At 57.4% G+C, this 12,612-nt stretch carries 10 protein-coding genes; 4 read left to right on the forward strand and 6 right to left on the reverse strand.

Going from position 1 to position 12,612, the window contains the following annotated elements; genetic code table 11:
- The first annotated feature begins 3 nt into the window (after positions 1–3).
- The gene (locus AABA21_RS28290) at positions 4–1,407 is read left to right on the forward strand and encodes an outer membrane protein assembly factor BamB family protein (protein WP_338255396.1); all 1,404 of its coding nucleotides are present in this window, start codon (positions 4–6) and stop codon (positions 1,405–1,407) included.
- 300 nt (positions 1,408–1,707) lie between these two features.
- Positions 1,708–3,024 (forward strand): helix-turn-helix domain-containing protein, encoded by a 1,317-nt coding sequence (locus AABA21_RS28295; protein ID WP_338255397.1) that lies wholly within the window; start codon positions 1,708–1,710, stop codon positions 3,022–3,024.
- A 300-nt stretch (positions 3,025–3,324) separates the two neighbouring features.
- On the opposite strand, the gene AABA21_RS28300 is transcribed toward AABA21_RS28295, so the two are convergent.
- The 4 genes from AABA21_RS28300 to AABA21_RS28315 all read right to left on the reverse strand — a co-directional run bounded on the left by AABA21_RS28300 (position 3,325) and on the right by AABA21_RS28315 (position 8,339).
- Positions 3,325–3,843, reverse strand: coding sequence for a tetratricopeptide repeat protein (locus AABA21_RS28300; RefSeq protein ID WP_338255399.1), 519 nt, complete (start codon positions 3,841–3,843; stop codon positions 3,325–3,327).
- A gap of 370 nt (positions 3,844–4,213) precedes the next feature.
- Positions 4,214–4,735 (reverse strand): YceI family protein, encoded by a 522-nt coding sequence (locus tag AABA21_RS28305; RefSeq protein WP_338255400.1) that lies wholly within the window; start codon positions 4,733–4,735, stop codon positions 4,214–4,216.
- Positions 4,736–5,006: 271 nt separating this feature from the next.
- Positions 5,007–6,755: a serine/threonine protein kinase gene (locus AABA21_RS28310; RefSeq protein WP_338255401.1), complete on the reverse strand. Its 1,749-nt coding sequence runs from the start codon at positions 6,753–6,755 to the stop codon at positions 5,007–5,009.
- 180 nt (positions 6,756–6,935) lie between these two features.
- A complete protein-coding gene (locus AABA21_RS28315) occupies positions 6,936–8,339 on the reverse strand; it encodes a C39 family peptidase (protein WP_338255402.1) in 1,404 nt (467 codons plus the stop codon).
- A gap of 601 nt (positions 8,340–8,940) precedes the next feature.
- Here AABA21_RS28315 and AABA21_RS28320 point away from each other — a divergent pair.
- Positions 8,941–9,225 (forward strand): hypothetical protein, encoded by a 285-nt coding sequence (locus tag AABA21_RS28320; RefSeq protein ID WP_338255404.1) that lies wholly within the window; start codon positions 8,941–8,943, stop codon positions 9,223–9,225.
- Between the two features lie 152 nt (positions 9,226–9,377).
- Here the strand turns inward: AABA21_RS28320 and AABA21_RS28325 are convergent, their stop codons facing one another.
- Positions 9,378–11,168, reverse strand: a complete 1,791-nt coding sequence (locus AABA21_RS28325; RefSeq protein ID WP_338255405.1) for an ATP-binding protein — start codon at positions 11,166–11,168, stop codon at positions 9,378–9,380.
- Positions 11,169–11,935: 767 nt separating this feature from the next.
- Entirely contained in the window at positions 11,936–12,172 is a 237-nt protein-coding gene (locus AABA21_RS28330; RefSeq protein ID WP_338255406.1) for a hypothetical protein, read from the reverse strand.
- 237 nt (positions 12,173–12,409) lie between these two features.
- Here AABA21_RS28330 and AABA21_RS28335 point away from each other — a divergent pair, with 237 nt between their 5' ends.
- Positions 12,410–12,586, forward strand: a complete 177-nt coding sequence (locus tag AABA21_RS28335; RefSeq protein WP_338255407.1) for a hypothetical protein — start codon at positions 12,410–12,412, stop codon at positions 12,584–12,586.
- Positions 12,587–12,612: the final 26 nt, after the last annotated feature.

Raw genomic sequence — 12,612 nt, forward strand, 5'->3', positions numbered from 1 at the left:
AGGATGCGCGATTCTGAGCAGGACGACCCTTTCTCCAGCGGCGAGCCCGAAATTGTGGATCTGGATGACGCGGAGACTGCCAGGGGCGGTCTGCTGCATGGACAGTATCTTTCGGAGCGCAGCCGCTTCTACCTGACGCTGCTGACGGCGCTGGGCGCGGCCGTGCTGGTGCTGGCTCTGCTGTGGCCGAATATCAGTGCGCTCTCGCAGCCGCTGCTGAGCGGTTCTCAGCCAGTGGCGCGCCCGACGACTCCGGTTACCCATATCAGTCAGCGCACGCCACCGATCGTGAACGTGGTTACCTGGGGACCGATCACAGTGATGAGGGCGGCGCCGGAATATAACTCCGACCTGGGCCGCATCTTCGCCTTTGAGACGCGTACGGGCCATGTGCTATGGCGCAGCGACCAGGATATCCGCACCTTTGGTGTGTCGGACGCGAAGGTGTATGTGCAGTGGACCGATTATTCGCTGCATGTGCTTGATGTGCGTGACGGGTCGCAACTGTGGCAGCATCCTCTGCCGAGTGGCGCCTCCGTTACCTCGGGGGCCAATGGACTGGTCTTTGTGGCGCCCGATGCGACGACGATCGTGGCCTACCGGCTCAGCGATGGCACCTTTGTCTGGAGCCATGAGGATGTGGGTTCGCTGCAGCAGATCGAGGCGGGCGTGGCCTATACCTTTCGTAGTGGCCCTGGCTCTAAGGGCACCATCTCGGCGTTTCGGGTCGCGGACGGCCACTTGCTGGGGCGCTTCGTGACGCCCGATAGCTATTTGCGTGCGCTGGTGGTCGAGCAGGGCGTGCTCTATGTCCTGCAGAACAATCGGGACCTGGTGGCGCTGCGGGTCTCGGATCAGCGCCAGCTGTGGCGGCGTCAGATCGACGAGAACGCCGACCTGGCACGCATCGCCGATGGGCAGATCTATTTCAACGTCTATGAGCAGGGCATAGACAATTGGATTGATGTCTGGAGCGCCCGCGATGGCTCGTCGTTGTGGCGCTACCACTATAGCTACGTGGTCTTCTCGGATGAGCAGGCTGGCATTGTCTATGTCAGTGCGCACAGCAGTATCAGCGCCCTGCGTACCCGCGATGGCGTGCTGCTCTGGCATCACGAGACCGGCTTTCTGGATCCCGCTATCCAGATCAACGCTGGTAGCGTCTATATCAATTCTATCAGCCGGGGAGTGGTCGATGCGCTCAATGCTAGCAGCGGCAAGTGGCGCTGGAGCTACTCGATCGATTACCACGGCGACGCGCAGCTGGATGTGCTCAGCTTCATCGCCGGTATCAAGGATGGCATCGTCTATGTCGTTTCGATGGAGGACTATTCGATCAACGCCCTGCGTGCCAACGACAAAGCGCTGCTGTGGAGCAGCCACATCGTCATTACCCAGCCCCACTGAGCGCTTCCGACCGGATATATCGGGGACCTTCGGGCTATAGCGCATGAAATTTCTTTTCCCGAAAAACCGCGTCATGCGCGCCGCCATCCGCCTTCCCACGTCGCCGCAGCTACCTATCTCCTCGACAGTCACAGCACGAAAAACATGCTATAGTTCTCGTATATTGTATTGAGACAGAGTTGCATAGTAGGAAGTAATCGCTGCGGATCACTCACCAGGCAGTAGAAATGCATTGCATCGAGCTGATAGGATAGAAGGGCTTGAATGCAAGTAGCGCATCGCATAGAGAAGAGGATATCCATGACCTGGCAAGGAGCATTTCGCGTTTTCATCCGTGTTATTTTTATTTTCGCGTATATCGCGTTCCTGGCGGCGTCGATTCGGCATGTCGCCACCTTTTTCCATAATTTTGAGGCCGACCCCACCGATTGGGTCAATCCCTACACGCTGGCCGTGAGCATCGACCTGACCGCCCTGGTATTGACGGTGGGCGTGATGTTCTTTCGCGGCAATATGCCATGGTACGCCCAGGGGCTTACCTGGCTCTTTATTGTGTGCCTGACCGCCTTTAGCTGGTTTGTGAACTGGGAGTACGCCATGACGTTCCAGGGGAACGACCTGCGCGTCAACGATACATTGAGGATGCTTAATCCTATCCTGGCGTCGTCGTTTGCCTTCCTGAACCTGGCCTATTCGGTGGTGGCCGAGTTCTTTAGTTCGAAGAACGAGACGGCCGCCGAGCTGGCGGCGAAGGTTGATGAGCTGGAGATGCTGGAGGAGCAGCAGCGGCGCCTGGCGGCCTATAAGCAGCGCACCAAGCAGCCCGGCATGATCGAGCGCGTGAAGAACACGGCTCTGGAGGCACGCGCCGCCGTCAGCGAGGTTCTGACGACGGAGCCAGCCGGCGCCCGGCCATCCGCCAATGGTGGTACCAATACCGAGCAGCCCGCGCCGGTGGCGGCGGAACCCGTGAAGAGCACGGAGGAGCCCATCCCTGCTGAGCGGGTGGAGCGCGTGCCGGTGGCGATGATCGAGCCAGCCAGAGAGGTGGAGGAGGTTGAAGAGGTCGAGCGGGTGACGACCGCCGCTTTTAATCAGCCGCAGGCCCTGCCGTCCGTTGAGGAGATGACGCCTCGTGAGGAGCGGGTAGAAGAGGTGGCGCAGGACAATGAGGTGGGGACGCAAGAGGAGGAGGAGCATACGACCGAGCCTCTGACGTTCGAGGCGACGCCACACGATAAGGGCGACAGCGATAAGGGTGGAGGCCAGGATAGCGGTCCGCTGGTGGCCGATGCGCTCCCGCAGGGCGCGCCTGGTAATGCCTTCCTGCCGGCCTGGGCTGGTGGGGATGATGCCAGCGAATTCCTGGCCATGGAGGAGATGGCGTCATACCTGCCTCCGACGGATACCGGCTCGTTGCCAGCGCTTTCCTCGAATACTGGTAAGCTGACGAGGCGTAAGCCGATGACGGTGTCCGAGGCCGCCGAGGCCCTGTCCCTCTCCGAGAGACGCGTGCGCGAGCTGCGCAGCCAGGGTGTGCTGGTCTCTGACGACACCAACAAGATCAGGGTCGCCAGTGTCAATGCCTACCTGGGCAAGCGCCGCGCCCGAGCGTAGCTGCCAGGCTTGCCTCCAATACGTTCAGCTTTAGAGCAAGCAGAGATAAAAGAGACCACAGTACGTGCGGGGCTCGCCCCCGCTTTGCTTCCTCGCCGCTCGAAAAAGCAACCAAAAGAATGGGATGCATCGCATGCAAACCGTCCTTGGTCGCCTTGAAGGGGCCTTTTCGTGTGGGAAGCAAGCAAAGCGGGGGCGAGCCCCGCACGTACTGTGGTTTTTTCTCGTCCTGCACAATTTTAAGTTGAACGTATTAAGGTTTGGCCTGGCTTTGGACTGGGGACTTCCGCGAAGGGATAATTATGAGTCCCAGACCTCGTCGAGGTGCTGTGAATAATAGGTCAGACCGCGCTTGAAATATTGCAGCTTCTCGTCGTTGGTGGTTTCCAGCAGGTTAGTCAGGGCGATCTCCATGGCCTCTCTGTACTCCCCCGAGTTGTAGAGCGCCATAGCCAGGAAGGTTTGCAGCGCCCGATTCTGGGGGAACTCGCGTACGCCCCGGCGCAGGGTCGCGACCGCTTCATCATAGCGGCCCAGGCCACGGTAGGTGCTGCCCAGGCCGAGCAGGCAGCGCTCAAGGTCGGGTCCCGCCAGTCCCAGGTCGATGGCCCGCACATACAGGGGGATCGCGCCCTGTTCCAGTCCCAGATTATCATGGGCCACGCCCGCCTGGTACGTAATCTCGGCGTCATCCGGGTAAGCCGCCAGCAGTTCCATCAGCAGGGCGCGTGCGCGCTCCAGAATGGCTTCATCTTGCTTCGCCCGGCCCTCCTCGCGTAGTTGAATAGCCTCTGGCAGGCGATCTCGTGATATCATCATTGATCCCTTTCTTCTCTGTTTGCTTGCTGCGTTTATGCGCCTATTCTAGCATGGAGATCCTGTTATGTACAGTCTAAATGATGAGCTTATCTGTATATTCTGGCGTGCGGGTCAAAAGGGATGTATCTGATGAGGAAGAAAAGAGCACCAGGAGCGATCATGGTGGGCAAATGTACGTCATGAGAGGAATGTAACCGATGTAACCGTAGGTGCCAGGCTTGCCCAGGCTTCCTAGGCTTCTGGCTTGGAGCCAGCAGGCGACCCGAGTTTGCGTCGGCCGGGATGGCGGGGGCATCCCATGAGAACGCGTTGATAGTAAGCGGGCCTGACATCGGGTCGGATTGCTTTAGATCGGGCCGGTTCCTTTCGTTTATCTCTGGAGCGCTTCCAGAAACAGTTCGAGACGCGCCTCGTTTCCTACGAATGGCACACCGTCTATGCGTTGGTTGAACGATATGTCAAATTGCCGACGATCGATGACAGCCGTTGCATAGAGACCTATTCTCCAGCCATACGTCTCCATGTCGCGTGCGTATCCCAGGTATTTGGCCTGAAACGTCACCGGGTGCGTTACCCCGTGTAAGGTCAGGTTGCCTGTCACCTTGCTGGTGGTTTCCCCTGTCGGCTCAACCGAGGTACTCTCAAAGGTGATCGATGGATACCTTGTGACATCAAAGAAGCCCGCCGAACGCAGATGACCATCCCTGGCTGGTACACCGGTATCGATGCTGGCCGTGTTCACCTGTGCCTTGACCCATGAGTTGGCTGGCTGTTGCGTATCCAGGTGCAGGGTTCCATGTACCTCTTTGAAGCGTCCCTTTACGACGTTGATCATAAGATGCATCACCGAAAATTCGATCAGGGTGTGAAAGGGGTCGATTTCCCAGGCCATATGCTTCCTCCTTGTTGCATAAGTACGTGGTGGATGCTGATTGTGTGGCAATCCAGACCTGGTCTGAATGCCGTGCATAGCAGGCGCGGCACCATCTTTACATATAAATTATAGCTGTAGATACTATAAAATCATCATTGATGAGTTGAAGCGCTCTGGCTCGTCTATTGACGATTATATTGACACATACTCACAAAAGCAAGCATTCTTGACAAAAAGTCTATAGGCTGATTGATTGATATGTGTGTATGCATGAGTTTTTTCGTGCGGATTACGAAGGGAGCGTCCATACCTTTGCGTTGCTGAATGAGGCCGAAGCCAGACTGGACCAGTCGAGGGCGATCAGGCCGAGCTTGCCGCAGGCCAGGGTGCTGTTATGGGCGCTGGCGAGGAAATGATGATTGACATAGAAGTAGAAATTGCTGCCACGAGCGATGACGGTGATCACGTTGCTGACATGATAGCCTGGGTGGAAGGCGGATGATGTGGTGAGGGTGTAAGGGATGACGGTAGCGCCGGCGGCTGAAAAGTCATAAGCGCCCGAGGGCTTGAGCATAAACGTATACCCCTTATGCTTGCTGCCATTGGTGGTGTTGCGAAAGCTTATCCCGCCACCCTCACCGCTGAGATGGGTGATCTGGACCTGAAAGGCCATGTTGCAGAGGTGGGTAGCGTTGGCGAAACAATTTTCCAGCGTCTTTGTCGTAGTGGAGGTGACATGGTATGTGCCGCCACTAAAGCCGCAATGCTTCGAGAGGGTCCAGTTGTTGTGATCCTGCGCGCTGAGCGGGTCCTGCCACGTGGGATGGACGCCGGTGACGAGCTGATAGAGCCGATCGGGTCCCGCGCTGGCGATGGCGGTGGCCCTTTGGGCGTGCGTGAGGGTCGCGGTAGGATCGAGATGTATAACGGGCGTATTATGTGTCGTGTTTTTTGCTGTGGAGGGTTGCATGAGCGCCGCCCCTATTCCGCCTGCGATCAGCAGGATCGCTAGCAGTATACTTGCCACGATGAGGAGCCAGCGATGTGAAGAAGGCCGCCGCGCGCCCGGCGTCAAGGATGGCGGGGTCGACATATTGTTTATGGTCGCCTCCGCCGCCCGTTGTCGCGCCGAATCCGTCATCCGCACCGGTGAAGACAGGGTCAGTGGATTGGTTGAATGCGCTATATGGGGAGATGAGGCGTCGGTGGTACCTTCCATGCTGGCCTGTGCCAGGGCGGCGGCGAAATCTCCCACGCTGGCGTAGCGCTGGCGTGGATCTTTGGCCAGCGCGGTAAAGATGACCCTCTCGGCGGCTGGAGGGATACCTGGAATGCGCTCTGAGAGGGGCGGTGGCGGCGTCACCAGATGCTGGCTCACTACCTCGCTCATCGATCCTCGGAAGGGACGCTCGCCGCTGAGCCATTCATAGGCGATGGCGGCCAGCGCGTACTGGTCACTGGCCGTACGTGGTCGGCCCTGAATCTGTTCCGGCGCGATGTAGGCGATGGTTCCGGCGATGGCCCCCTGTGTCTGCGACCTGGTGTCATGCGCCATCGAGGCGACGCCAAAATCGCTCAGGACGACGCGACCCTGTTGATCGACCAGCATGTTTTCAGGCTTCACATCGCGATGGATCAGTTTTTGCGCGTGGGCATAATCCAGCGCGCTCGCCACCTGTTGCACATACTCGACCACCGCTGCCAATGGCACGCGTGAGCCCTTGGGATGGCGCTGGCGCAGCGTGCCGCCGGGAGCGTAATCCATGACCAGGAACGGCCGCATATTCTGCACATCGAAGTCCAGCACCCGCACAATATGGGGGTGAAGCAGGTGGGCCAGGATATGCCCCTCCTGGCGGAAATCCTCCAGCTGCTCATGCGCCAATTTTGTATGCAGCACCTTGACCGCCGCATAGCTGCCCAGGTGTAGATGCTCACCCAGGTAGACATCAGCGAAGCCGCCGCTGCCCAACACATGCTTCAGTTGATAGTTTCCTATGCGCTCACCCGCCAGCTGGCTTCCATGCTCGGTTCCCATCCTACCAGAAAGATCCTTTCACGCTTTTTTTTTACACTACAACTGTATATCGAATAATCCCTATGTCGAGTAACCCGACTGTGAGAGCGAGTACGTGCCGTGACCACAAGGGTACAGCAGGCCAAACATGCGTTTAAGCCTGCTGTATGCGTGATAAGTGGCGGTGAAAAATGCCGGCGATTACCAGGAGCCGTCGCGATCTTTGAGCGGGGTGGGCCAGAACTCGGGGGCGATCACATAGACGGTGCCGTCCGAGGCGTTCAGCCAGAGCTTCTGGAAGATCGCGCGCGGATAGGTGATCTCTACGCCGGCATCACTGGTGGTTCCTCCCATCGCTGGATCGTTGGCGATCACATCGCCCGTAGCGGTGAAGCCACGCACGACCATCAGGTGGCCGTCGGTGCTGTAGGTGGCGCCGGGCAGCTGGCCGGGACCAAAGGCGATGCTGATAACGATCGGCACGCCGAGCTTGACCCACTGCTCGACCTGGCTCAATGAGTCCATACGCGTCACGAAGGCGTGGATGCCGCCAAACTCGGAGGCATAGGCCGTGTTGTTGGGCCAGTTGCCCGTCCCCTCATAGGTGAAGTCGTACGTGTCCCTGGCCGCGTCCGGTACGGTCTGGGTCAGATTTTTCTGATGCAGGATGTTGGACCAGTAGGCCATCACCATGCTGGTCGAGGTCGGGCTGCACCAGACGTCGCCGCCGCCCCCATAGCCCAGATTCTGGTACTGAGCCAGATTCTGTGAACGCTGCGGCACCGGTAGATTGATGCCCCAGGTGGACTTGTCGGGCGCGATAGTGGGCACGTGGGAGGCGTCGGGCGCATCATAGTCGGCCAGCACGCCGAAGTGATGGATCACCGGGCTCACGCCGGGCTTCGTTGTGAAGAGCGTGATCCCGATCTGGTAGGCGGTCGCGACGGTTTTAGCGTAGAACGTGTCGGTCGCCACGCCACCGCTGGCGTCAAACTGCCCATCGACGCTGTGTCGCTGGATCGTGCTGAAGTCGCTGGCCCAGATCGGCAGATCGTACCAGTGGGTCCACAGGCCATTCTCCTGGATGCGCACGTGGACCTCCATCCAGGTGCCGGTCGGGGTTGTGGCGTTCCAGGAGGCGATGATTGTCGTGATCGGTTGCTTTGTCGTATGCACCGGTGACACCAGGGTGCCATAGGAGAAGCTGCCGCCGTTGTAGTAGTTCATGCCACCATTGTAGCTGCTCGGCGCCATGGGATCTTTGCCGGAGCAGAGCCTGGTCTGAGCGTCGTAGTTGCTCGCGCCACCGTCGATATCGCTGGCGGCACAGGTGAGGTTGGCGCGCGGAGCAAGCTGTACCCGCGCCCCGCTGAGCGCGGGATAGGCGGCCACGCCATTATTCGTCCAGTCGTGAAAATCCAAAAAGGTGTTCTGCGACCAGAACTCGTTATACTGCTGCTGCGGATCAACGGCTGCGGCGTGCGCGCCAGCCGTGGTCGGCTGTACGCAGAACGTCACGGCACACAGTACGAGAAGTAACAAGAGTGAGAGGCCGGCACGCAGATACACGCGCCTGCCAGGCAGGGGACAGGAAAAGTGGACCATCCTGTAGTCCTTTCTTTGTCAGGAAGAAAACGATAACGAGACCACATCCCAGTGATCTGTAACAGATAGATATATTATCATCTATACATGTTAATAAGTATACTACGTGCCCCTCGTGGTAATCAATCGTAAGTGCTGGGCTTGCCCCAGCTTAGCCGCAAAGCGGCCCTGTACCCAGGCGGCCACGTTTCCCTAAACATGCCATCTCTCCATTAAATGTTGGATTCATGAAAACGCTCGCATGCATATACATCGGCGTCCATTTCTTGGGAAGGAAAATGTGTTGCGGGGAACGTGCTCACCCGGGCACGAGGCCGCTGCGCCCGCAAGGGGCGCACCTACGGCGATCTTCGTTTCGGATGCTGTTACATTGAATGTATTGGGGCTTGCCCCGGCTTAAGGTGTATCAGGCGTTGTCGTCTGTGGAGACGTTGGGGTAGACTTCAGCCATAGGTAGGGAGAGATCCATGCATAGTTATATTCCATATCGCCTTTTCTACATTTCGGTATACTAGGTATTGGTATTGATCCTAGCACGATAAATGTGCAGGGGACAATACCAGGCAAAGTGCATATTAAAGTAGAAAGAGAGAGTACCGTTATGAATAATAGCAAGCAAGACTATCGTACATGGTTGACTGGCGAAGATCAGGTTAATTCCAGTGGCGTACTTGAGTTGACAGAAGAGGCGCTGGCTAACATCCATGGCGGGTTTTTCCCAGGCTATGGTTATGGCTACGGCTATGGCTACGGTGGAGGCCTCTTCGGTGGTGGCTTCTACGGCGGTGGCTTCTACGGCGGTGGCTTTTTCCCAGGCTATGGTTATGGCTATGGCTACGGTGAAGGAGTGGGTCTAGGTCTGGGCTTAGGCCTGCGTATCCGGTAGTTCCCGCTTAACATTACTCGTTAGCACGTGTATCCATCTCGAAGCGTAAGCAATAGTGGCTATGTCCACAGCAAGGGACCTCCCAACCTGGGGAGGTCCCCTTTTTTCTTTATTCTCGGCCAGTATGATGGGCTGGCTTTCATTCTCTCAGCTTATTGCGCCAGCAGGGCGACGATCGGCAGGGTTAGCCAGAAAGTTGTTCCCTGCTCGGGATGGCTCTGTACCCCGACCTGGCCGTGATGTCGTTCAATGAGCATGCGGCACAGATAGAAGCCGGTCCCCAGGTTCATATCGGCGCCGTGCTGGATCGCCAGATCTTTCTTGTGCGAGAAGTGTTGCCAGAGCGCCTTTTGCTCTTCCGTGACGACTCCCAGTCCGGCGTCATGGACCAGAATCAAGGCCACCGTATCGGTGACGATCAGCTGGATCGTTACGGGCTGTCCGGCGCCTGTATGGCTGAGGGCATTGACCAGGTAGTTGGTGAGCACCTGGATGATCTGCTGACTATCGGCATGAATGAGGACGGCCTGTATCTTCGGTGGCACCTTTAGCTCTATGGCGCGCTCGGGGGCGCTGCGTCGCACCCTGTCCAACGTGTCGTGCAGCAGCGTGAGCAGATTCTCCTCGTGCATGCGCGCCTCGACGGGCTCGGTCGCAATGGAGAGGGTATCGATCATGCCATTGAGGACGTCTTGCTGCAGGTCGGCGCACTCGATGGCCGTGGTCAGGGGGTCCTCGACCTGCTCAATCGACGTGCCCATGTCACCCGCTTGCTCCCTGATCTGCCGCTTTAACCTGTTTAAGCGGTGCTGGGCCAGCTGGATATTGCCGATGATGCCGGTGAGCGGGGTTCTCAGCTCATGACTGGCCAGCGTCAGGAAATCATTGCTCAGGCGGCCGACCTCCTGCTGCACCAGTGAGCGGGTGCCGGAGGCGATGCGCTCATGCAGGATGCCCAGGCATTCCACGAGCAGCTCGATCTCGACCACCACGATCTTTGCCAGCTGGATCTCCTCCGGCGTGTATCCGTTGGCAGAGCTGGTTTTGAAGACGATCAGCTCTCCGGCGAAGCGCTCCTCCAGAAAGAGGGGCAGCAGCAGCAGGTCCTCGGAGCCGAACTCTGGCACGAATGATGGGCGCTGGCGCAGCTCCTGGGATGAGAGCAGCACCTCCTGGCGCGCGGAGAGTTGAGCCACGACCTGGTCGTCGACAAACATCGAGGTAACAAAGGGAGTTTTGGCCCGCACGACCTGTTCTTGCTCCGGCGTGAGGCCACTGCCCGCGATATACGAGAGCTGCCCGGAAGGGCTCGTGGACATCAGCACCACGTGCAGACCATCCAGGACCTGGTGTGTCATGTCCATCAGTGGCCGGGCGATCGAGGAGACCAGTGGCGAGAGGAGCAGAGACCCGGCGGGCAGCATGCGGGTGTCATAGGCGGGCAGGGAGGCGATGGCCGCGCTGAGCGCCGCGATTGTCTCGTGCACCTGCCGCAGGTGGAGTCCTTGCTGATAGGAGGATGCGACCGGCTGGAAGACCGCCATCGCCCCTACGACACGCTCCTGCTCATCCAGCAGCGGCGCGTACCAGAAAGTGACCGTGACCTGGCGCTTGGAAGGCAGCTGTAGCAGCAGCGTCTTCTCGGGTGCATATGGCCCCGCCGTGGACTCTATCCCAGACTGAGAGAGCCAGAGATCCGGGCGGCCCGCCGCCTGGAGGTCGCCGCCCTGCTGAAAGGTATGCAGAAAGCGCTGGAAATCTGTCCCTCTATATACCGTCTCAGCGGACACCTCAAAGAGCGTGAGCGCCGCCGCGTTCATCTGCAGCATCTTCCCCGCCTGGTCACAGATGATCACGCCCTCCGCGAAGGGCTGAAAGAGACCCTGCAGCCGGACGCATGGTAGCGCCCCCGGCCGCGTATTTTTCCCAAGGGTATGCCTCATGATCGCTATCTCACCTTGTCTTCTCTATCCTCCCTGATCTTTCTCCGCGAACTCTTTCCCGGCCCGCAGCTCCTTCCCATATACGATAAAAACCACCGGAGCAGCGATGAGTCATTGTACCTCTGATGTGAGTAGCGTGCAATCTCGTCAATCAGGAGATCGTGTAAGAGTGAGGTGGCGATTTTATTTATTGCTGTGCCGCGTTATGACTTGTTGCTACCAGTACAGCCCAGCGAACATCGTTTCCTTCTATTTCAACATTGATTGTACTCTGTTTGCCAGCCGAGGAGGAATATTGGTCTCTGATTGCCTGTGGGGGATTCGAGCACGCCGTTGTTGCCTGCTCTCCCGTACTGAGATCTACGCTAATATGGCCTTTTCCCTGGCAGGTGAGAAGAACAACGACAGCTGTATCAGTTGTAAATGCTCCACTTATGCGATGATATGCATCACCAGTGTGATTATAGACAACCTTCCATCCTGGATCAGCTACCAACGTTGGCATAGCGCCGGGGGGTGACGTCACACTGCTACCTGCTGTAGGAGAACTAATCGAAGAAACCGGCGTGGATGCTTTGCCTGCTGTGGGTGTATTTGCGCTATCGCACGCCGGGAGAAACAGGCAGCCTGCCAGCAAAAATAGCACGAAAAAAGAAAGGGCCAACTTACTTCTCATATCTCACCTGCTGTTCTATCTCTTGATTTTTTTATGAAGAGAGCCGCCTGCAGTCCGATCGGAGCAGGCGGCTTTTTATTGGCGATGAAGCTTAATTTTTACTCAGGGTCAACACCGCCGGGAGCCGGTTCAACATCATCAGCCCCAGGGGCATCGTGACGATAAAACAGACCAACGCGTAGCCGATACAGGCCCAGAAGTAACCGGCCCACCAGCCGATCGCGCAAAAATACAATGCGCGCATAAGAAAGTTGGTCTGCCGCACACCACCGACATTGACATTGCTCACCATTATTGGTCCACTCATGCCAGAAACCATGGTTGTCATCTTCTTTCTCGCACAGTTTATCACACCAGGTGCCGTAGAGCTTTTTCATGCCGTGATTTACACTTCATTACCAGTCCCAAGAGCGGCCATGAGCCTTATCCACGCCAAAGAAGGACTACCTTTAGTTCAAAAGAAGCAGTGAACGTTACCTGCGAGATGAAGGAGACGTTTTCTAAACAGTATGCATTATATTCAATGCATACTGTTTCATATTTAAATCATGAAAGAAGAATTCTCATGAAAGTAGGTTCCTATGTCGTTGCAGCGATTGGAATTATTGCCCTCATCGTTGGCATTGTTCTGAAAGCGACTGGCCAGGCGCATGGTCTCACACTCCTGGGAATCGGCGTTGTGCTGTTGATCATTGGCGTGGTTGGTGCTTTTGTTCTTAAGCCCAAGGCTCAGAGGTCTTAACAGCTTCTTTAGTTCACGAGAAAGCC

The sequence above is a fragment of the Dictyobacter halimunensis genome (assembly GCF_036245075.1).